General features: G+C 66.8%; 15 protein-coding genes. 8 read left to right on the top strand and 7 right to left on the bottom strand.

The features are described 5' to 3' along the window. The first annotated feature begins 71 nt into the window (after window positions 1-71). Complete coding sequence (locus AQZ52_RS16475) at window positions 72-1,403, top strand: amino acid permease (RefSeq protein WP_240481719.1); 1,332 nt, start codon at window positions 72-74, stop codon at window positions 1,401-1,403. On the opposite strand, the gene AQZ52_RS16470 is transcribed toward AQZ52_RS16475, so the two are convergent. The 3 genes from AQZ52_RS16470 to AQZ52_RS16460 form a co-directional block, all read right to left on the bottom strand. After that, on the bottom strand, window positions 1,366-2,223 hold the full coding sequence (locus tag AQZ52_RS16470; RefSeq protein WP_067913456.1) for a hypothetical protein: 858 nt from the start codon (window positions 2,221-2,223) through the stop codon (window positions 1,366-1,368). The genes AQZ52_RS16475 and AQZ52_RS16470 overlap by 38 nt on opposite strands. Window positions 2,224-2,294: 71 nt before the next feature. After that, complete coding sequence (locus AQZ52_RS16465) at window positions 2,295-3,911, bottom strand: phytoene desaturase family protein (RefSeq protein ID WP_067913455.1); 1,617 nt, start codon at window positions 3,909-3,911, stop codon at window positions 2,295-2,297. Window positions 3,912-3,961: 50 nt separating this feature from the next. Next, complete coding sequence (locus AQZ52_RS16460; protein WP_067913453.1) at window positions 3,962-5,140, bottom strand: aromatic ring-hydroxylating oxygenase subunit alpha; 1,179 nt, start codon at window positions 5,138-5,140, stop codon at window positions 3,962-3,964. Between the two features lie 65 nt (window positions 5,141-5,205). Here AQZ52_RS16460 and AQZ52_RS16455 point away from each other — a divergent pair, with 65 nt between their 5' ends. Continuing rightward, window positions 5,206-5,808, top strand: a complete 603-nt coding sequence (locus AQZ52_RS16455; protein ID WP_067914144.1) for a TetR family transcriptional regulator C-terminal domain-containing protein — start codon at window positions 5,206-5,208, stop codon at window positions 5,806-5,808. Here the strand turns inward: AQZ52_RS16455 and AQZ52_RS16450 are convergent. From AQZ52_RS16450 to AQZ52_RS16440, 3 genes are all read right to left on the bottom strand, one after another. Then, window positions 5,789-7,192: a M20/M25/M40 family metallo-hydrolase gene (locus AQZ52_RS16450; protein WP_082698197.1), complete on the bottom strand. Its 1,404-nt coding sequence runs from the start codon at window positions 7,190-7,192 to the stop codon at window positions 5,789-5,791. The genes AQZ52_RS16455 and AQZ52_RS16450 overlap by 20 nt on opposite strands. Before the next feature lie 147 nt (window positions 7,193-7,339). After that, window positions 7,340-8,188, bottom strand: coding sequence for a p-hydroxycinnamoyl CoA hydratase/lyase (locus AQZ52_RS16445; protein ID WP_067914139.1), 849 nt, complete (start codon window positions 8,186-8,188; stop codon window positions 7,340-7,342). Between the two features lie 816 nt (window positions 8,189-9,004). Continuing rightward, on the bottom strand, window positions 9,005-10,009 hold the full coding sequence (locus AQZ52_RS16440; RefSeq protein ID WP_420806452.1) for an NADPH:quinone oxidoreductase family protein: 1,005 nt from the start codon (window positions 10,007-10,009) through the stop codon (window positions 9,005-9,007). A 304-nt stretch (window positions 10,010-10,313) separates the two neighbouring features. Here AQZ52_RS16440 and AQZ52_RS16435 point away from each other — a divergent pair, with 304 nt between their 5' ends. The 6 genes from AQZ52_RS16435 (at window position 10,314) to glgX (ending at window position 21,158) form a co-directional block, all read left to right on the top strand. Next, entirely contained in the window at window positions 10,314-12,701 is a 2,388-nt protein-coding gene (locus AQZ52_RS16435) for a glycogen/starch/alpha-glucan phosphorylase (protein WP_067913451.1), read from the top strand. Between the two features lie 13 nt (window positions 12,702-12,714). Then, window positions 12,715-14,889 (top strand): 1,4-alpha-glucan branching protein GlgB, encoded by a 2,175-nt coding sequence (glgB, locus tag AQZ52_RS16430; protein ID WP_067914132.1) that lies wholly within the window; start codon window positions 12,715-12,717, stop codon window positions 14,887-14,889. 33 nt (window positions 14,890-14,922) lie between these two features. Further along, window positions 14,923-16,182 carry a glucose-1-phosphate adenylyltransferase gene (glgC, locus tag AQZ52_RS16425; protein ID WP_082698195.1) on the top strand — a complete coding sequence of 420 codons (1,260 nt, stop codon included), beginning with the start codon at window positions 14,923-14,925 and terminating at the stop codon, window positions 16,180-16,182. Between the two features lie 118 nt (window positions 16,183-16,300). Beyond that, complete coding sequence (gene glgA, locus AQZ52_RS16420; RefSeq protein ID WP_067913449.1) at window positions 16,301-17,752, top strand: glycogen synthase GlgA; 1,452 nt, start codon at window positions 16,301-16,303, stop codon at window positions 17,750-17,752. Further along, window positions 17,749-19,377: an alpha-D-glucose phosphate-specific phosphoglucomutase gene (locus AQZ52_RS16415; protein ID WP_067913446.1), complete on the top strand. Its 1,629-nt coding sequence runs from the start codon at window positions 17,749-17,751 to the stop codon at window positions 19,375-19,377. Before glgA ends, AQZ52_RS16415 begins: the two co-directional genes overlap by 4 nt. Continuing rightward, window positions 19,374-21,158, top strand: a complete 1,785-nt coding sequence (gene glgX, locus AQZ52_RS16410; RefSeq protein ID WP_067913444.1) for a glycogen debranching protein GlgX — start codon at window positions 19,374-19,376, stop codon at window positions 21,156-21,158. The genes AQZ52_RS16415 and glgX overlap by 4 nt, the downstream gene beginning before the upstream one ends. Here glgX and AQZ52_RS16405 read toward each other — a convergent pair. Next, complete coding sequence (locus AQZ52_RS16405; RefSeq protein WP_082698192.1) at window positions 21,138-21,809, bottom strand: RBBP9/YdeN family alpha/beta hydrolase; 672 nt, start codon at window positions 21,807-21,809, stop codon at window positions 21,138-21,140. The genes glgX and AQZ52_RS16405 overlap by 21 nt on opposite strands. Window positions 21,810-22,103 lie beyond the last annotated feature (294 nt).

Below are 22,103 nucleotides of genomic sequence, written 5' to 3'. Positions count from 1 at the left end.
CGGACAAGAAACACGGTGACGCGGCGCGATCAAGCGTTAGTCTGTGCGACGAAACGGGAATGGGTGGATTGATGAGCAAGGAGCCGCGCGGCCTCAACTTCTGGATGGTGCTGGCGCTGTGCGTGGGCAACATGGTCGGCTCGGGCATCTACCTGCTGCCCGCCACCCTTGCCCCGCTCGGCACCAACCAGTTGCTGGGCTGGATGGTTACGATTGCGGGGGCGACCGCGCTCGCCGCCACCTTCGCGCGGCTGGGGGCGCGGCTGCCGGGTTCGGGCGGGCCCTATGCCTATGTGCAGGCCGCCTTCGGGCCGTTTGCCGGGTTCGTCGCGGCATGGAGCTACTGGGTGCTGCTGTGGAGCGGCAACGGGGCCATCGCGGTGGCGGTGGTCAGCAATCTCAGTCTCGTCGCGCCGTGGATCGGCAAGACGCCGGGGGTGCCCGCGCTTCTGGCGGTGGCCTGCGTGTGGGGCATGACCGCGATCAACATTCGCGGCGTGCGCGCGGCGGGCGCGTTTTCGGTGGTGACGACCGCGCTCAAGCTGCTGCCGCTGGTGCTGCTCATCGGCCTCGCGCTGTGGTTTGCCGCCAGCGGCACACCGCGCGTGGCGCCGGCGGCGGTGAGCATCGCGCCGGGCGCCATCGCGGCGGCGGCGGGGCTCACGTTCTGGGGCTTTCTCGGCCTTGAATCCGCGACCGTCCCGGCGGGCCGGGTGGAGAACGCCGCGCGCGTGGTGCCGCTCGCCACGATCATCGGCGTGCTGCTGACAGGCGCGGTCTATTTCGGCATCAGCCTGGCGTTCTGGGCCTATATGCCCGCAGCCGAAGCGGCGGCCTCCCCTGCTCCGGTGGCCGATTTTCTCGGGCGCACCTTTGGCGGAAACATGGCCTCGGTCGTCGCCGTCTTCGCCGCGATCAGCGCGTTCGGCACGCTCAACGGCTTTATCCTGCTGCAGGGCGAGATGCCGCAGGCCATGGCGCGCGGCGGGGTGTTTCCGGCGTGGTTCGCCAAGGACGGCGCGCGCGGAACGCCGGTGCGCGCGCATGTCGTCTCCTCGCTCCTCCTCAGCGCGGTGACGCTGCTCAATTATGGGCGGGGTCTTGGCGATCTCTTCCAGTTCATCGCCTCGGTAAGCCTTGCGGCGGGCATGCTGGCCTATTTCATGAGCATGCTGGCGGCGATCCGCCTGCTGCCCGAAGAGCGCGGGCTGATCCTGCTGGCGCTGGGCGGCGCGGCCTTCATCGGCTGGGCAACCTGGGGCCTAGGCGCGAGCGCGGTGGGCTATGGCCTCGGGCTCGTGGCGGCGGGCGTGCCGGTCTACCTCGCGGTGCGGCGGGGGCAGGAGGCGGTGGCGGCGGGGCTGGTCATGCCCTCCACCCCGCCCACGCCGAACGCGCCATGACGGCGGCGGCATAGTAGACCACCCCGATCACCAGCCAGCGCAGCATGGCAACGTCCATGCTCCTCACCACGAACGCCGCGACAAGAACCGCCGGGATGCCGCCGAGGATGATGCCCGTCACCACGCGCAGGTCGATCTCGCCGATGCGGATGTGGCTGATGCTCGCGCCCGCTCCGGCAATCGCCGCGCTGCCGGCCATCACCGGGAAAGCATAGCGCGGGTCCATGCCCATCAGGCTGAACATGATGAGCGTCGGCGCATAGTTGCCGATGCCGAAATTGACGAGCACGCCGAGCGTGAAATTGACCGCGAAGGCCAGCAGCATCAGCGGCAGCGGCAGGGTCGAGGCACTGCCCCCGCCCGGCATGAGGTGAAGGTTGATCGCCATGAAGATCGTCGCCGCGATGACGAGACCGAGCGCGACGGTGAGCTGCACCAGCCAGACCGCCGCCTGGGTAACGAGCCGCGCCCCGATCAGCGCGCCCGTCAGCAAAGACAGGATGCAGCCGACCAGCAGCACCGGATCGACATCCGCGCCGAGCAGCAGCAGGAACACGATCCCCTGCATGATCGAAGGCCCGGTATGCCCGACGAGCAGGGTGCTGGGGATCAACTTGTCCGGCAGGAGATGGCGGAACTTCACCCAGGCAGTGGAGGGCGCGAACGAGCCGATACCCAATGTATCGAAGAAGTTGGTGACCGCGCCCAGCAGCGCCGCTTCGGCATTGGGCACGATGCGCTGGGTGATGGCCGCGCGCAGCAGCACGGCCAGATAGAGTAGGGCCGTCAGCCCGAGCAAGACCAGCAGCGCCGCCAGCATATCCTATCCCCCCCGACCCTTGGCGGGAAGGCTAGACGATAATGGCGGCGCTGCAATGGGTTGGTATCAGATCACTTGGCGCGATGGAGCACCTTCCACAGCGTGCCGCGGTCGCGGATGATTTCCGCCGCCGCATTGTGGCCCGGTGCGCCCGTCACGCCGCCGCCCGGGTGGGTGCCCGAACCGCACATGTAGAGGCCCTTGATCGGCGAGCGATAGTCGCCGTGGCCCAGCACCGGGCGCGCCGCCCAGAGCTGGTCGAGCCCCATGTTGCCGTGGAAGATGTCGCCGCCGATCAGGCCGAACTTGCGCTCGAGATCGAGCGGCGAGTGGATCTGCCGCGCGATGACCGCGTTCTTGAAGTTGGGCGCGTGGTCGTTGACGGTGTCGATGATGAGGTCCGCCACCTTTTCGCGCACGTCGTCCCATGTCTGGCCGTCTTTCAGTTCGGGCGAGAACTGCTGGCAGAACAGGCTGGCGACATGCTGCCCCGGGGGGGCGAGGCTGTCGTCGATGGTCGAGGGCAGCTTGATCTCGATGATCGGCTTCTTCGACCAGCCGAACTGCTGCGCATCGATGAAGGCCTGGTCCATGTAGTCCATGCCCGGTGCGATGATGATGCCGGCGGTGTGGTGCTCGGCCTTTTCCTTGCCCGGCAGCACGGTGAAATCGGGCAGTTCGGACAGGGCCACGTTCATGCGGAACGTGCCCGAGCCGGTCTTGTAGTTCTTGATGCGGCGGTTGAAGTCCGCGTCGAGGTCGCTGCTGTCGACCAGCTGGCGGTAGAGCAGCGCGGGGCCGACGTTGGCGGCGATGGTCGGCGCGTAGAGCTCCTCGCCGCTTTCGAGCTTCACGCCCTCCGCCTTGCCGTTGTTCACCAGCACCTTGGAGACGGGCGATTCGAGGCTGATCTCCACGCCATATTCGGCGCAGGCGCGCGCCATGGCCTGCGTGATCGCGCCCATGCCGCCGACCGAGTGGCCCCAGGCGCCGAACTTGCCGTTCACTTCGCCGAACACGTGGTGGAGCAGCACATAGGCCGAGCCGGGGGTGGAAACGCCCGCGAAGTTGCCGACCACAGCGTCGAAGCCGAACGCGGTCTTCACATGGTCGTCCTCGAACCAGCCATCGAGAAAATCGCGCGCGGACTTGGTGAAGATATCAAGGAGGTCGCGCTGCACCTCGAGGCCGAGGCCCGCAATCGGCCAGCCCTGCTGCGCGGCGGCAAGCAGCGAGCGCACCCCGCCGCCGACATTGGGCGGGCACTTCAGCGCGATATCGCGCAGCACTTGCGCCACTTTCTCAAGTGCAGCGTCGTAGTGCTTGTAAGTGTCCGCGTCCTTCTGGCTGAAGCGCGCAAACTCCGCCTCGGTGCGCCCTGCCCCGCCGCCGAGCTTGAGGTAGGTGTCCTCGAAGGGGAAGAAGTTGCTGATCGTGCGTTCGATGATGCGGAAGCCGCGCTCGTGCAGCTTCATGTCGGCGATCACCTTGGGGCGCAGCAGGCTGACCGTGTAGCTCGCAGTCGAGTTGCGGAAGCCGGGATGGAACTCCTCGGTGACGCAGGCGCCGCCGACAATGTCGCGCCGTTCGAGCACGCGGACCTTCATGCCGGCGCGGGCGAGATAGAAAGCGCAGGTGAGGCCGTTGTGGCCGCCACCGATGATGATCGCGTCGTAGCGGTTGGACATTGGATTTCTTCCCTTGATGTTCTGTTATGCGCCCCTTGCGGAGCTTGATATCAGGCCTTCGACCACCCCGCCGGCGGGGCCTTGTGCAGCCTTGCCTCGGGGGTCAGCGCGCGGATCTTGCGGGCAAAGCTGCGCAGGCAGACCTCGCTCTTGCCGATGGGGCCGGCGCCGTACGTGTCGGAGGCCATGCCTTGCTGCACGCGCTCGATCAGCCAGGTGTCTTCCTTGTTGACCACGCGGTTGATGCGCCAGTTGGCATAGCGCACCAGCTTCATGGTCCGGCTTTCATCGGGCAGCGCGAAGGCCATTTCGCGCAGCACGCAGGTGGTCGGGCTGATCGGCAGCCACTGCATGAAGTCGATCTGGTCGGCGTAGATATCAAAGGCGATATTGGGCCAGAGCTTGTAGTAGAGCCAGCGGCGCTGGCTTTCCTCGGGCAGGTGATCCACCCGCGGCAGATGTGTCTGGTAGAAGCGCTCCCAGAAGTTGCCGGAAGGCTTGTCGACCAGATCGCCCTTCAGGCGGTCCACCCAGTCGTCCGCGCCGATTTCATAGGACTTGCCGAAGATGCGCACGAGGCCGTCATGCGCGACGGGGATGTGGAGGTTATCGGAATAGTTGTCGCCGACGTTCTTCCAGTTGACGTCGCGGGGGCGCAGCCGGGTTTCACTGATCGTGCGCATGTCCGCAAAGCGGTAGGGCGCAACCTCGGCTTCGTAGGGCGCCATCATTTCGCCCACGGTCGGGAACACGCCGGGCTTGAGGCACACGAACACGAAGCCGTGCCACACCTCGAGCGCGACGGGGGCGAGGCCGTTTTCTTCCAGCTTCAGCGCGGGATAATCGCCCTTCATCGGAACCCCGGTAAGGCGGCCGTCGGTTTCGTAGACCCAGGCGTGATAGGGGCAGACGAGCTTCTTGGCGCAGCCCTTGCCGCCCTCCACCAGCCGCATCGCGCGGTGGCGGCAGACATTGGTAAAGGCGCGCAGTTCCATGTCGTCGCCGCGCACGACGATCACGCTTTCGCCGATATAATCGATCGTGCGCCAGTCGCCGGGCTTGGCGAGGTCGCTGACATGGCAGACGATCTGCCACGAAGGGCGGATCACCCGCTCCATTTCCAGCGCATGGTATTCGGGATCGGTGTAGAGCCAACCCGGAAGGCTCCAATCGGCATCGGGATCATGTTCGGCCGCCGAAAGGGCCGCGATGACAGACTGGTGGCCCATGCCGAATCTCCGGGGGTCGAAATTGCTTGTTGGACGATCGTACAACAACAGATAGGATGTGCAAGATGAAAGCGCCCGCCTTCCGCCGCATCGAACCCGACGCGCGCCGCCTTGCGCTGATCGAGGCGTGCGCGCGCGTGCTGGCCCGGCTGGGCGCAGCGGGCGCAAGCGTGCGGGCGATAGCGGTGGAGGCCGGGGTCTCGCCCGGTCTGGTCGGCCACTATTTCAGCGGAATCGAAGCGCTTGTCGCGGCGACTTACGCGCATGTCGAAGAGCGCGTGAACGAGGCGATCGATCGCGCCGTGGAAGCCGCGGGCCCCGCGCCGCGCGCGCGGCTGGATGCTTTCGTGACCGCGAGCTTCGCGCCCGGTATCGCCGATCCGCAGCTGCTCGCCACCTGGATCGCGTTCTGGAGCCTCGTCACCGCGCGGCCCGCGATTGCCGCGCAGCACGACGAGCAATATTCGGGATCACGCGCGCGGCTGGAAGCGCTTCTGGGGGCCTGCGGGATTCCGGCAGAGCGTCAGCGCCGCGATGCCATCGCGGTTTCGGCGCTGGTCGACGGGCTGTGGCTGGAACTGTGCCTTTCGCCCGGCTGCTTCACGGCCGAGGAAGCGGGCGCCATCGCGCGCCGCTTCCTCGATACCCTTACTTCGCCAGATCGGTAAGAAGCGACAGGTAATAGGTCACGCCGGGGCGGATATTCTCCAGCCGGACGCGTTCGTTGAGGCCGTGCGAGAATTCCTCGCTGTCCTTGGTGAACGTGGAGCTCGCGCCATAGGCCGGGATGCCGAGGCGGCGGAAGTACATGCTGTCGGTCGCGCCGGAGCTTTGCGAGGGGACGACGGCGAGGTCCTTGCCCCAGGCCTTGCGGATGGCCTTGGTGGAGGCCGCGACGAAATCTGCTCGCATGGGAGAGGCCGCGGTTTCGAACGAGCCTTCGGTGACATCGATCAGCTTCACCTCGGGCTGGTTCACCACCTTGGCGAGCTCGTCCATGATTTCCGCCCGGGTATGGCCGGGGAAGATGCGGCAGTTGATGTAGGCGGCGGCGCGCTGGGGCAGCGCATTGAGCGCATGGCCGGCATCGGCCATGGTCGGCACGCAAGTGGTGCCCACCTTGCCCACCGTGGCGGGATTGGCGCGCAGGACGGCGATGGCATTCTCATCGGTGATGCTGGCGGCAAAGGCGCGCATGGCGGCCGCGATCTTCGGATCGGCCTCGAACGGAGCGGCCTGCGTGAAATAGGCCTTGGTCAGCGCATTCTGTTCGGCCGGGAACTTGTAGGCACCGACTTTGACCAGCGCCTGTGCCAGTTGCACGATGGCGTTTTCCGGGCGCGGAGCGGAGCTGTGGCCGCCGGGGTTGGTGACCTCGAGCTTGAAATCGGCGTAGGTCTTCTCGGCGCCGTCCCACACCCAGTAGAGCGGCTTGCCGGTCGCCTCGTCCAGCTTGCCGCCGCCGGCATCGGCATTGATGACGAGTTCGGCGTTCTTCAGCTTTTCGGACAGGAGCCCGGTGGTCTTCATCACCGTTTCCTCGTCACCCGAAAACTCGATGACGATGGTGCGGCGCGGCTTGAAACCGGAGCGGCGCAGCTCGATCAGCGAGGAAACCGCAACGGCGCCGTTGAACTTCATGTCGGTCGCGCCGCGGCCATAGAGAATGCCGTCCTCGACCACGGGCGTGAAGGGATCGCGCTTCCAGTCCGACGGCTTCGCCTCGACCACATCCATGTGGCCGGAGATGACCAGCGGCTTCAGCTTGGGATCGGAGCCGGGCCAGGTGGCGATGATGTAGGCGGTGTCGTCAACCGGGGTGATCTCGATATCGCTGTCCTTCCAGCCGCCCGCCAGCAGCGCCTGCTTGTAGAGCTTGGCGACGTCGATGGTGCGGTTGTTCTCTCCGCGCACAGAGCGGATGGCGATGGACTTGGTTGCCAGATCAAGCACTTGCGCTTCGGCGGCGGGATAACCGGCCGGCGCGGCGGCAAGCGCCGGAAGCGGGGACAGTGCGAGAACGGAAGCGATGGCGATACGAGAAAGGGACATGGCGTTGTGGGACTCCTGAGGTGGAGCCTTGCTGGCCATGTCTGCCGGGCGGCGCAAGATGTTTTGTTGCGCCTTGTGCCGGGTGGGCGAGGCACCGGGGCCCATCCCACACCCCTCCCGCGTGCGGGAGGGGTGTGGGGTCGGCAATCAGCCCTTGACCTTGGTCACGTCGAAAGTTTCCAGCCCCGGCTTGAAACTCTTCTCGTCGAGGAACTGGCGGGTGGCTTCCTTGCGCGCGGCTGCGCCGCCGAAGCTGTGCAGCGCTTCCTGCGCGCGGATCTGGTATTCGAGGCCGTTGTCGTAGGTCATGTCGACCATGCGGCGCATCGTCCACTTGGTGGCGCGCAGGGCGTGGCTGTCCTTCTTCTTGAGGACGTTGGCGATCTCCAGCACGCGCTCGCGCAGCTTCTCGGCCGGCACAGCCTCGGTCACGAGCCCCTGCTCCTCGGCCTGCTTGCCGGAGAGGTTCTCGCCCATCATCGCGTGGTACATCGCCTTGCGGAAGGGCATGAGTTCCTGCGCCACCTTGGACGCGCCGCCGCCCGGGAGGATGCCCCAGTTGATTTCGGAAAGGCCGAACTGCGCGTCCTCGCTGGCGATCGCGATATCGCAGCCGAACAGCGGGCCGTAGCCGCCACCGAAGCACCAGCCGTTGATCATTGCGATCGTGGGCTTTTCATACCAGCGCAGGCGTTCGAACCAGCCGTAGCTTTCGCGCTGGGACTTGCGGATCGCGCCGAGACCGAGCGCCTCGGTCTCGCGGAAGTATTCCTTGAGGTCCATGCCCGCGGTCCAGGCTTCACCCTCGCCGGTCAGCACGAGCACGCGCACGTCGTCACGGAACTCGAGCTCTTCCAGCACCGCCTTCATGCGGCGGTTGAGCTTGGGGCTCATGCAATTGCGCTTCTCCGGCCGGTTGAAGGCCACCCAGGCGATGCCGTCCTCGACGCAATAGGCGACGGTATCTTCTTCGCTGCGCTCGGGCTTCGGGGCCATCGGGGTCTGGTCGGTCACTGCGGGTCCTCTCGGGTCAAACAGGCTTGTTGGTTATGCTGTATAACACTTTCTGAGTCGGTGCAACGTGGCCCCAAAAGTTCCGACACGCGGTCAGATGCCGCCCTCCGGATGGTTTCAACCGCAACGGACCCAAAACCTGCACGAAAGGACAGGGGGCCGGAGAAACCGCCCGCGAACCCCCACCGCATACGAATGCAGCAATTGATAATAATGCAAAATTCGTTCGCTGAAATCGCTTGAAACGGCGCTTTTGCGTGCATAAATTGCAATTATTGCAACTGCCAACTCGCGTTTCGCACTTGCGAAGACTCGGGGTCGAGCGCAGTACGAGCAGGCCTTTCAGGCATCCTCTCCCAAACTTTCAAAGGGCCATCCGGCAACGGGTGGCCCCTTTTTTTGGTCTGGTTTTGGAGGCTCGCGTCAGGCCTGACCTTGCTGAGCGCGAACACATTTGCGAATGAAACGCCATGAAGCGATATTGGCTCATCCTTTTCGCTATCGCAGCCATACTCTCAGGCCTGATCTACCGTCACCAGGCTCGGCCCTTTTCGGAAGCGGAATGGACCGCGGACTGGGATGGTGGGCCAGATCGCGATAGCCGAGAGTATCAGGCTTCGATTGCCGCTGGGCGAAGGCTGGCCAGTGATCGCCAAGACGCGGCTTTCGTCGAAGCTGCACTTCTGTTTGTTTTCGTTGTTTCCATTGGTGTGGTTTGGCGAGTGGGGAGCGGGAGCTTAGCAAGGCGTAAGCAATAGCGTTCTTATGCCCTCTCTCCTTCAGGGAAGAGGGTTTTTCTCACCCGTGCGGCAGGATCACCGTGCGCCCGATCACACGCCGCTCGCGCATCGCGAGGTAGGCCTCGCGCCAATCGGCGAGCGGCACGGCGGAATGGACATGCGGGCGGATGCGGCCTTCCTCGGCAAGGCGCATCACCGCAGCCATGTCCTCGCGGCCGCGTTCGGGGAACCGGCGACCATATTCGCCCGCGCGCACGCCGACGACCGAGAAGCCCTTGATCAGCGGGATATTGGTCCGCACCTCCGCGATGCGCCCGCCGGCAAAACCCACCACCAGCAGGCGACCACCGAACGCGGTGTAGCGGCAAGCCTCGTCGAACACGTCGCCGCCAACAGGATCGTAGACAAGGTCCGCGCCGCGCCCGCCGGTGAGTTCGAGGACTTGCTCGCGAATGCCAGTCGGGCCGGCGAGGACATGATCGGGCGCATAGAGGCGCTGCACCGCCGCGCGCTTTTCGGCGCTGGAGGCGACGGCGATGACCGTGAGGCCGAGCGCCTTGCCAAGATCGACCGCGGCAAGACCCACCCCGCCCGCCGCGCCGTGGACCACCAGCGTCTCGCCCGGCTGGGCCTGACCGATGCGCGCGATGGCGGTGTAGGCGGTGATGTAGGCGGCGCGCAGGGCGGCACCCTCGGCAAAGGACAGCGCCGCCGGGAGCGGGGTGAGCGCGGCGTCGGCGTAGACGCCGTATTGCACCACGGCGCCCGTCAGGGTGGCGATGATGACCTTGTCGCCCGCCTGCCAGCGGCTCCCCTCGCCCGGCCGGACGACCACGCCGGCCGCTTCCATGCCGGGCACGAAGGGCAGCGGGGGTTTGGCCTGATAGAGCCCCTCGGTCATCAGCAGGTCGGGAAAGCCAAGCGCGGCGGCCTCGACGCGGACCAGCGCCTGCCCCGGGCCCGGCTGCGGCACGGGCCGCGGCGCCAGCGCGACGCCAGCCAGATCGGGGGCCAGCGCCTGTACTTCCAGAACCTGCATTGCGGCTGGCACGGCATCGGTCATCGGCGCAAATCCTCTCGTTTCCGGTCTCGCCGGGTTTCTATGCGAAGGGAGCGGCGCAGCTGCAATCGTATTCCTGCAAGATATTCCTGCCGCAGCAGGGCTCGCCGCTTCTGATCGCTTGCGGCGGGCGGCATCCCTCGCCTAGGTTCAACCCAGTAAGGCCGGGGGAGGCTGGACAGCGAACGGGCCATTCGGGGCCGAGGGCCGCACAAGACGCCCCGCGCCTCGCCATGCCCGGCAGGTGGAGTGATGTTCCGTGCGCCTCGACGAGAGAGACCAGACAGCCGGCGGTGCCAGCTCCGACATGCAGGCCCATATCCTCGATGTGCTCCGCCACCGCGTGGGCAAGGACGTCCATTCCGCCACCCCGCACGACTGGTTCACCGCCACCGTCCTCGCGCTGCGCGACAAGGTGATCGACCAGTGGATGGAATCCACGCACCGCACCTATGAGGCGGGCGGCAAGCGGGTCTATTACCTCAGCCTTGAATTCCTGATCGGCCGCCTTCTGCGCGATGCGCTCTCCAACATGGGGCTGACGCGCGAGATGGAAAAGGCGCTGCGCTCCTACGGCTTCGATCTTTCGGTGATCGAGGATCTGGAGCCCGACGCGGCGCTCGGCAACGGCGGGCTCGGGCGGCTCGCGGCTTGCTTCATGGAAAGCCTCGCCAGCCTCGACATCCCCGCCTACGGCTACGGCATCCGCTATGTGAACGGCATGTTCCGCCAGCGGCTCGATGATGGCTGGCAGGTGGAACTGCCGGAAACCTGGCTGAGCCACGGCAACCCTTGGGAATTCGACCGGCGCGAGAGCGCCTACCGCATCGGCTTCGGCGGCGAGGTGGTGGACAAGGGCGACCGGGTCGAGTGGATCCCGGCCGAGCAGGTCGAAGCCTCCGCGGTCGACACCCCGGTGGTCGGCTGGCGCGGCAAGCGGGTCAACACCCTCAGGCTCTGGACCGCGAGCGCGCTCGATCCCATCCGCCTCGATGCCTTCAACGCGGGCGACTACGCGGGCGCGCTCGCCGAGGAAGTGCGCGCCGAGACGCTGGTGCGCGTGCTCTATCCGGCGGATTCCAGCCCCGCCGGGCAGGAGCTGCGGCTCCGGCAGGAGTACTTCTTCACCTCCGCCTCGATCCAGGACATCGTGCGCCGCCACGTGCAGACCTACGGCGATATCGCAAGCCTGCCCGACAAGGCCGCGATCCAGCTGAATGACACGCACCCGGCGGTCGCGGTCGCCGAGATCATGCGGCTGCTGGTCGATGTCCACGGGCTCGATTTTGGCGAAGCCTGGGACCTCACGCGGCGCACTGTCGGCTATACCAACCACACCCTGCTGCCCGAGGCGCTGGAAAGCTGGCCGCTGCCCCTGTTCGAGCGGCTGCTGCCGCGCCACATGCAGATCATCTACGCGATCAACAGCCGCGTGCTGCGCGAGGCACGCAAGAGCGGGCTCGATGACCGCGCGATTGCCGCGATCAGCCTGATCGACGAGGGCGGCGAGCGGCGGGTGCGCATGGCGAACCTCGCCTTCGTGGGCGCGCACAGCGTCAACGGGGTGGCGGCGCTCCACACCGATCTGATGAAGTCGACGGTTTTTGCCGATCTCCACGCGCTCTACCCCACGCGGATCAACAACAAGACCAATGGCGTGACCCCGCGCCGCTGGCTGCAGCAGTGCAACCCGGGGCTGACGGGCGTGATCACCGATGCGATCGGCCCGGGTTTCCTCGATGATGCGGAGAAGCTGGCCGAGCTCAATGCCTTGGCCGGCGATGCCGCGCTGGGCGAGCGGATCGCGGAAGTAAAGCGCGCCAACAAGGTCGCGCTCGCGGCCTATGTGCGCCAGACGATGGGCCTCCGGCTCGATCCCGATGCGCTGTTCGATGTGCAGATCAAGCGCATCCACGAATACAAGCGTCAGCTGCTGAATCTTGTCGAGACGGTGGCGCTCTACGACCAGATCCGCAGCCACCCGGAGCGCGACTGGGTGCCGCGGGTCAAGATTTTCGGCGGCAAGGCGGCTTCGAGCTATCACAATGCCAAGCTGATCATCAAACTGGCGAGCGACATCGCGCGGCGGGTGAACGCCGATCCTTCGGTGGGCGGGCTGCTCAAGGTGGTGTTCCTGCCAAACTACAACGTGTCCAAGGCCGAGCGGATCATCCCTGCGGCAGACCTTTCGGAGCAGATCAGCACCGCGGGCATGGAAGCCTCGGGAACCGGCAACATGAAGTTCGCCTTGAACGGCGCGCTCACCATCGGCACGCTCGACGGCGCGAATGTCGAGATCAAGGACCGCGTGGGGGACGACAATATCGTGATCTTCGGCCTCACCGCCGATGAGGTCGCCGAAAAGCGCGCCGGAGGATACAATCCCCGCGCCGTGATCGAGGCGAGCCGCGAATTGCAGCAGGCGGTCTCCGCCATCGCAACCGGCGTGTTCTCGCCGGATGACCCCACCCGCTATGCCGGGCTGATGGGCGGCATCTATGACCACGACTGGTTCATGGTCGCCGCCGATTTCGACAGCTACCACGCCGCGCAGCGCCGGGTGGACCGCTTGTGGGAAGATCAGGCGGGCTGGCGCGAAAAGGCGATCCGCAACATCGCCAATGTCGGCTGGTTTTCCTCCGACCGCACCATCGGCGAATATGCCCGCGAGATCTGGGGAGTGAGTCCGGCGTGATTTGGGCGACCTCATGAAGCCCTCCCCCGCCGCGCTAGAGGCCCTGCTGAACGGGACCCACGCCGATCCTTTCGCCTTGCTGGGGATTCACGAGGGGCCGGGCGGCGCGTTCGCCCGTGCGGTGCTGCCGGGGGCGGAGACGGCGCAGGCGCACGCGCTTGATGGCAAGGTGCTGGGCACGCTGACGCGGATCGACGCGCGCGGCCTGTTCGAGGGCACGGTCAAGGGCCCGCGCCAGCCGGTGAAGTATCGCTGCACGGCGGCAGGGCACGAATGGTGGGTGACGGACGCCTATTCGTTCGGCCCGGTGCTGGGGCCGCTCGACGATTTCCTGATCGCCGAGGGCACGCACCTCAGGCTGTTCGACAAGCTCGGCGCGCATGTGATCGAGCACGAAGGCGCGAAAGGCGTCCATTTCGCGGTCTGGGCGCCCAATGCCGAGCTCGTCTCGGTGGTCGGCGATTTCAACGATTGGGACGCACGCCGGCACCCGATGCGCCGCCGCGCCGATATCGGCGTGTGGGAAGTGTTCCTGCCCGATATCGAGGCCGGGCGCGCCTACAAGTATCGCGTGGTCGGCCCGGGCGGCGCGGTGCAGCCGCTGAAGGCCGATCCCTTCGCCTTCCGCTCCGAACTCAGGCCCGCCACCGCCAGCGTGATCGACGCGCCCGATGCGCATGAATGGGGCGATGCGGCACACCGGGCAAGCTGGGCCACGACCGATCCGCGCCGGGTGCCGATATCGATCTATGAAGTGCATCCGGGATCGTGGCGGAAACCGGGTGATGGCCGGGAGTTCTATTCGTGGGACGAACTGGCCGACCGGCTGATCCCCTACGTGGTCGAGATGGGCTTCACCCATATCGAATTCCTGCCCGTCTCCGAGCATCCCTTCGATCCCAGCTGGGGCTACCAGACGACCGGGCTATTCGCACCGTCAGCCCGCTTCGGCGAGCCCGAGGGCTTTGCCCGCTTCGTCGACGGGGCGCACCGGGCGGGCGTGTGCGTGCTGATCGACTGGGTGCCGGCACACTTCCCGGTCGATGCGCACGGCCTTGCACGGTTCGACGGCACGCATCTTTACGAGCACGCCGATCCGCGCCTCGGCTTCCATCCGGATTGGCAGACCGCGATCTACAACTTCGGGCGGCGCGAGGTGCTGAGCTTCCTCGTCAACAACGCGCTCTACTGGGCCGAGCGCTATCATGTGGACGGCCTGCGCGTCGATGCGGTCGCGTCGATGCTCTACCGCGATTACAGCCGCAAGGACGGCGAGTGGATCCCCAATGCCGAAGGCGGGCGTGAGAACTGGGAGGCGGTGGCCTTCCTTCAGGCGATGAACCGCGCGGTCTATGCCAGCCACGCCGGGTTCCTGACCGTGGCGGAGGAATCGACGAGCTGGCCGGGCGTGACGCTCCCCACCGATGCGGCAGGCCCCCCGCGCGGCGGTCTCGGCTTCGGCTTCAAGTGGAACATGGGCTTCATGCACGATACGCTCGCCTACATGGCGCGCGATGCGGTGCACCGTCGCTATCACCACGACGAGATCACCTTCGGGCTGATGTACGCCTTCAGCGAAAACTTCGTGCTGCCGCTGAGCCATGACGAAGTGGTCCACGGCAAGGGCTCGCTGCTCGGCAAGATGAGCGGCGCGGATGCCTGGCAGAAGTTCGCGACCTTGCGCGCCTATTACGGGCTGATGTGGGGCTATCCGGGGAAGAAGCTGCTGTTCATGGGGCAGGAGTTTGCCCAGGGGCGCGAATGGAGCGAGGCGCGCGAGCTTGACTGGTATCAGCTCGACCTTGCCGAGCACGCCGGGGTGCAGCGCTGGGTCAAGGACCTCAACCACGCCTACCGCACCCTGCCCGCACTCCACGCCCGCGATTGCGAGGGCGAGGGTTTCGAGTGGCTGGTGGTCGATGATGCCGCCGCCTCGGTCTTTGCCTGGGCGAGGCTGGCGCCGGGCGCGCCGACGGTGGTCGTCGTCAGCAACATGACGCCGACGCTGCATGGGCAATACCGCCTGCCCTTCCCGCAAGACGGCACGTGGCGCGAGGCGCTCAACAGCGATGCGGGGCTTTATGGCGGGTCGGGCCAGGGCAATCTGGGCGGCGTGACGGCGCAGCACGGCGCGGCGCTGGTCGTCCTGCCGCCGCTGTCGACCGTGATGTTCGTGTTCGAAGGGTAACGAAAAAATTCGTAGCAACGGGGGAGTCTGGCGATGAGAGATACCTACGCACAGCCGCTGGCGCGTGATGCCATGGCCTATGTTCTGGCAGGCGGGCGCGGCAGCCGCCTGTGCGAACTGACCGACAACCGCGCCAAGCCGGCGGTCTATTTCGGCGGGGTCAGCCGGATCATCGATTTCGCGCTGTCGAACGCGATCAATTCGGGCATCCGCCGCATTGGCGTCGCCACGCAGTACAAGGCGCATTCGCTGATCCGCCACATGCAGCGCGCGTGGAACTTCATGCGGCCCGAGCGCAACGAGAGCTTCGACATCCTCCCCGCCTCGCAGCGCATTTCCGAGCATGCGTGGTATGAGGGCACGGCGGACGCGGTCTACCAGAACCTCGACATCATCGCGAGCCATGCGCCCAAGTACATGGTCATCCTCGCGGGCGATCACATCTACAAGATGGACTACGAGCTGATGCTGCAGCAGCACGTCGCGACCGGCGCGGACGTGACGATCGGCTGCCTCGTGGTGAAGCGCGAGGAAGCCAAGGGTTTTGGCGTGATGGCGGTCGATGCCGCCAGCGTGATCACCGATTTCGTCGAGAAGCCCGAGGACCCGCCCGCGATCCCCGGCGATCCCGAGCATTCGCTGGCTTCGATGGGCATCTACGTGTTCGAGACGAAGTTCCTGTTCGAGGCGCTGCGTCGCGATGCGGAAGACCCCAATTCCAGCCGCGATTTCGGCAAGGACATCATCCCCTACATCGTGAAGAACGGCAAGGCGGTGGCGCACCGCTTCACCGACAGCTGCATCCGCGCAGCCGAGGAAATCGGCGAATACTGGCGCGATGTCGGCACGGTCGACGCCTATTTCGAGGCGAACCTCGATCTGACGGACGTCGTTCCGAAGCTCAACATGTATGACCGCGACTGGCCGATCTGGACCGATCAGGTCGTCGCCGCGCCCGCCAAGTTCGTCCACGATCAGGACGGGCGGCGCGGCATGGCGATTTCCTCGCTGATCTCGCAGGATTGCATCGTCTCGGGCGCGATCGCCCGCCGCTCGCTGCTGTTCACCGGCGTGAAGATGGGCTCGTTCTCCAGCGTCGATGAGGGCGTGATCCTGCCCTATTGCAACATCGGGCGCGGCGCGCGGCTCAGCCGCGTGATCCTCGATTCAGGCGTGCGCATTCCGGAAGGGCTCGTGGTGGGCGAGGACCCGATCCTCGACGCCAAGCGCTTCCGCCGCACCGAAAGCGGCGTGTGCCTGATCAACAAGGCGATGATCGAGCGGCTGAAGTGATGGGGGCTGCGTATGTGGCTGCCCGCCCCCAACCCCTCCCGCAAGCGGGAGGGGAGAATGACGCGACAGGTTTGCAGTCCCCCTCCCGCTTGCGGGAGGGGTTAGGGGTGGGCGCAGCATGACCCTCAACGTCCTCTCCGTCGCCTCCGAAGCCGTGCCACTGGTCAAGACCGGCGGCCTCGCCGACGTGGTGGGCGCGCTGCCCGAGGCGCTGGACCCGCACGGCGTGGCCATGACGACAATGCTGCCGGGCTATCCGGCGGTTGTGGCCACGCTCGGCAAGAAACCCAAGGTGCTCCACAAGTGGGACAGCCTGCTGGGCGAACCGGCGCGGCTGCTGGCGGGCAAGATCGGTACCCACACGCTGCTCGTGCTCGATGCGCCGGGGCTTTTTGCGCGCGGCGGTGGGCCTTATGGCGATGCCACCGGGCGCGACTGGGCGGACAACTGGAAACGCTTCGCCGCATTCGGCCGCGCGGCGGCGGATCTGGCGGGGGGCGCGGTGAAGGGCCTTTCGTTCGATCTCGTCCATGCGCACGATTGGCAGGCGGGGATGACGCTGGCCTATCAGCGGTTCGCGCCGGCAGGGCCGCAGCTGCCCTCGATCATCACCATCCACAACATGGCGTTTCAGGGGCACTACGGCGCGGACCTGTTCCCCGCGCTTGCCCTGCCGCCCGAGGCGATGGCGATCGACGGCATCGAATATCACGGCGGGATCAGCTTCCTCAAAGCAGGCCTCGCCTCGGCCAGCCGCATCACCACGGTGAGCCCGACCTACGCGCGCGAAATCCGCGAGCCGGGCTTCGGCATGGGCCTCGAAGGGCTCATCCGCGCGCGCGAAGCCGATGTCAGCGGGATCGTCAACGGGATCGACCCGGCCTTGTGGAATCCGGCCAGCGATGCGGCGCTCAAGGCGCCCTTCACGGCCAAGGCACTCGGCAAGCGCGCGGCGAACACGCGCGCGCTGGAGGCCGAATTCGGGCTCGAGCGCGGCGAAGGCCCGCTGTTCATCGTCATCAGCCGCCTCACCTGGCAAAAGGGGATGGACGTGCTGCTCGAAGCCTCCGACCACCTCGTCGGCATCGGCGGACGGCTCGCGCTGCTGGGTTCGGGCGATGCGGCGCTGGAGAGCGGCTTCCACGCCGCCGCCGCGCGCCATCCGGGCAGGATCGGCGTGCGCATCGGCTATGACGAGGCGCTTTCGCACCGCATGCTGGGTGGCGGCGATGCGATCCTTGTGCCGAGCCGGTTCGAGCCTTGCGGCCTGACCCAGCTCTATGGCCTCGCCTATGGCTGCGTGCCGATTGTGAGCCGCACCGGCGGCCTTGCCGATACGGTGATCGACGCCAACCTTGCCGCGCGGCAGGCAGGCGTGGCAACCGGCGTGCAGTTCGATGGGGTGCGGTATCAGACGCTCGCCGATGCCCTCACCCGCACGGTGCAGCTCTATCACCAGCGCAGTGTGTGGAGCGCGATCCAGCGCGCCGGCATGAAAGCCGATTTTTCCTGGGATGGCAGCGGCAAGGCCTATGCCGATCTCTACCAGAACCTTGTGGTGGCAGCATGATCCAGACAGTTTCGACAACACCCTTTGCCGATCAGAAGCCGGGCACCTCCGGCCTGCGCAAGAAGGTGCGGGTGTTCGCGCAGCCCAACTACGCCGAAAACTTCATCCAGTCGGTGTTCGATGCGGTGCAGCCCGAGGCGGGGTCGACGCTCGTGATCGGGGGCGACGGGCGCTATCACAACCGGACGGTGATCCAGACGGCGATCCGCATTGCTGCCGCCAATGGCTATGGCCGCGTGCTGGTGGGCCGGGGCGGCATCCTCTCGACCCCCGCCGCCAGCCACGTGATCCGCAAGTATGGCGCGAGCGGCGGGCTGATCCTTTCGGCCAGCCACAACCCCGGCGGGCCGGACGAGGACTTCGGCATCAAGTACAACATCGCGAACGGCGGCCCCGCGCCCGAAGCGGTGACCAATGCGATCTTCGCGCGGACCAAGGTGATCGACCGCTGGCTGACGGTGAACGCCGCCGACCTCGATCTCGACACACTCGGCACGCAGACCGTGGCGGGCATGACGGTCGAAGTGATCGACTCCGTGGCCGATTGGGCCGACCTCATGGAAACGCTGTTCGATTTCCCCGCGATCCGCGCGGCGGTGGCGGGCGGGCTCACCATGGCCTTCGATGCGATGCATGCCGTCACCGGCCCTTATGCCATCGAAGTGCTGGAAAAGCGGCTCGGCTTTGCAGCGGGCACGGTGCGCAACGGCGTGCCGCTGGAGGACTTCGGCGGGCACCATCCCGATCCCAACCGCGTCCATGCGCACGAACTGTTCGAGACGATGTTCGGCGCGCACGCGCCTGATTTCGGTGCGGCTTCGGATGGCGACGGCGACCGCAACCTGATCGTGGGCAAGGGCATCTTCATCACCCCGTCCGACAGCCTCGCGATGCTGGCGGCCAATGCGCACCTCGCGCCGGGGTATGCGGGGGGCCTCGCCGGGATCGCCCGCTCGATGCCGACCAGCGCGGCAGCGGACCGGGTGGCCGAGGCGCTGGGGATACCTGCGTTCGAGACACCGACGGGCTGGAAGTTCTTCGGCACGCTGCTCGATGCCGGAAAGGCGACGATCTGCGGCGAGGAAAGCGCCGGCACCGGTTCGGACCATGTGCGCGAGAAGGACGGCGTGTGGGCGGTGCTGCTGTGGCTCAACATTCTGGCCGCGCGCGGCGAGAGCGTGGAAGCCATCGCGCGGGCGCACTGGGCGAAGTTCGGCCGCAACTACTACGCGCGGCATGATTACGAGGCGCTGCCCAAGGACGTGGCCGAGGCGCTGATGGCGGCGCTGGAAGCCTCGCTGCCCATGCTGCCGGGCAAGGCCTTCGGCCCGCTGACGGTCGAGACGGCGGACAGCTTTGCCTATGACGATCCGGTCGATGGCTCGCACAGCGCCAATCAGGGGCTGCGCGTGCTGTTCGTCGGCGGATCGCGCATCGTCCTCAGGCTTTCGGGCACGGGCACCGAAGGCGCGACGCTGCGGCTGTACCTCGAGCGCTACGAGCCTGCCGGCGGCAACCTCGATGCCGATACCGATGCGATGCTGGGCGATCTGATCGCGGCGGCGGAGGCCATTGCCGGGATTGCCGCGCGCACCGGCCGGACGGCGCCCGACGTGATCACATGACACAGCTTTCGGTGCGCGCGCCGCGCGCCGAGGCGGTCATGCTCTGCCTGTTCAAAGGCGATGCCGAAACCCGCGTGCCAATGGTGCGCGCAGGCGATGCCTGGATTGCCGAGGCCCCTCCCCCCGGCACGCGGTATGGCCTCAGGGCCGAGGGCGAATGGGCGCCGGAGCGCGGGCTGTGGTTCGATCCCGCCAAGCTGCTGGTCGATCCGCGCGCTGTCGAGCTGGACCGGGCCTTCACCTACAGCCCGGCGCTCTCGGCCTATGGCGTCGATACCGCCGGGCTGGTGCCGCGCGCGGTCTGGCCGCATGCGCTGCCCGAAGTGACGCTCCAGCCGCCGGTGTTCCGACGCGGCGGGCTGATCTACGAAGTGAACGTGCGCGGGTTCACCATGCTGCACCCGGATGTGCCGGAAGCGCAGCGCGGCACGGTGGCGGCCTTGGCGCACCCCGCCGTGCTGGCGCATCTCGAAAAGCTGCATGTCAGCGCGGTCGAGCTGATGCCGATCACGGCGTGGATCGACGAGCGGCATCTTCCGCCGCTGGGTCTCCGCAATGCCTGGGGCTACAACCCCGTCGTGCCGATGGCGCTCGATCCGCGTCTCTGCCCGGGGGGCGTCGCGGAACTGCGCGAGACAGTGGCCGCGCTCCATGCCCGCGGGATCGGGGTGATCCTCGATCTCGTGTTCAACCACACCGGTGAAAGCGATGTCCTCGGCCCGGTGCTCAGCTTTCGCGGGCTCGACGACGCCGCCTATGCGCACAATGCCGATGGTTCGCTGATCAACGATACCGGCTGCGGCAACACGCTCGATTTCGCGAATCCGGCGGTGCGCGCGCTCGTGATCGAAAGCCTTCGCCATTTCGTGCAGCATTGCGGGGTGGACGGGTTCCGCTTCGATCTGGCGACCGTGATGGCGCGCGGGCCCGGCTTTGCGGCGGATGCGCCGATCTTTGCAGAAATCGCCGCCGATCCGTGGCTGGCGGACCGCGTGATGATCGCCGAGCCCTGGGATATCGGCCCCGGCGGCTATCAGCTGGGACGGTTTCCGCCGCACTGGCTCGAATGGAACGACCGCTACCGCGACGACGTGCGGCGGTTCTGGCGAGGGGACGCGGGGGTCGGTCTCCTCGCGACGCGGATCGCGGGTTCATCCGACATTTTCGGGCCGGACTGCCGCGCGGTGAACTACCTTGCCGCGCACGACGGGTTCACGCTCGCCGATACGCTCGCCTACGAAGAGCGGCACAACCACGCCAACGGCGAGGACAATCGCGACGGGCATGGCGAAAACTTCAGCTGGAACAACGGTGTCGAGGGGCCGAGCGACGATCCTGCCGTCCGCGCGCGCCGTGCCGCGCTGGCCCGTGCCATGCTGGGCACGCTGTTCGTCTCGACCGGCACGATCATGCTGACGGCGGGCGACGAGTTCGGCCGCAGCCAGCAGGGCAACAACAATGCCTACGCGCAGGACAACGCCCTGACCTGGATCGACTGGGCGCACCGCGACCGCGCGCTGGAGGACCATGTGGCGGCGCTGGCGGCCTGGCGGGCCGGGCAGGACCTGGCGCAGTTTCCCGAAGGCGGCGCGTGGCAGGCGCTGGACGGCGCACCGATGGATGCCGCGCGCTGGGAAGACCCGGCGACGCAGGGGTTCAGCTGGCGGCAACAGGGTGAGACGGCGCGACCGACGGGATTGCGGATCGATCGCGCCGCCCCTCATGCCGGGCCCGGTGAGGGTGCCGAGCCTGGGCCTTGCTCAGGCGCGCTGCCAGAGTAGCGCCTGATCGAAGTCCTCGCGCTGGACTGCCGGCGCGCGCGGGGTATCCTGCACCACCGGCAGCGGCTGCGGCAGCAGCGTGTTGAGCAGCAGGCGGCCGAACGCCCAGTCGCCCAGCCCGGAAGCCGCATTGATGTGCCCCGCCTCACCCGCATCGGCCAGCCGCGCACCCCAGCGCCGCGCGAGGCTGCGGGCCTGCGCCATCGTCAGATAGGGATCGTTGCGGCTGGCAACGAGCACCGTGGGAAACGGCAGCGCGCTTTCCGGCACCGGGGCGAAGCGCGTCAGCCGCCGGTCGAGCGGGCGCTCCTCGACATCGGGCGGCGCGACCAGCAGCGCGCCGACTACCTTGCCGCCTTCCACCGGTCCGCCCGGCCGCTCATACTCTGCCCACCACGCCACCGCGAGGCAGCCGAGGCTGTGCGCGGCGAGCACGACCGGCCCTTCCGCGCGCTGGATCGCGAGGTTGAGCTTGTTCACCCAGGTGTTGCGGTGCGGATCCTCCCACAGCCCGAGATCGACCCGGCGGCATCCCGGCAGACGTGCTTCCCACTCCGTCTGCCAGTGGCCGGGGCCGGAATTGCCCAGGCCCGGAACGGTGAGGATCACGGGTGGAGAGGCATTGTTCAAACTGTTGATTTCATGGGCCATAATACATCTCCGAGAGAAGAATGGCCGGTCGACTCGGTGCACGTCCCGACGCATCTGACTTTAACTCAACATTTTTGATAGACAATCGCCGTGCGATGAAGTGCGCGGGGAATTGGCCGATCTGTGGCCGACAGCCCCGCGCTTGTGGTTTGATCGCGCGGCTGCCATGTCCTCGCCGCAGTTGGCGGGCACAAGGCACCGCAAGAGGTCGATCGGAAACCACGCGCAGAAGGGCCACAGCCATGAAGACAATCGTCAGCGCGGTGCGGGTGCGACTTGCGGCGGCGCAGCATG

Source organism: Novosphingobium fuchskuhlense (assembly GCF_001519075.1).
GTDB lineage: Bacteria > Pseudomonadota > Alphaproteobacteria > Sphingomonadales > Sphingomonadaceae > Novosphingobium > Novosphingobium fuchskuhlense.
The sequence above is the reverse complement of the archived record's forward strand: the minus strand, read 5'-3'. Positions and strand labels throughout refer to the sequence as shown.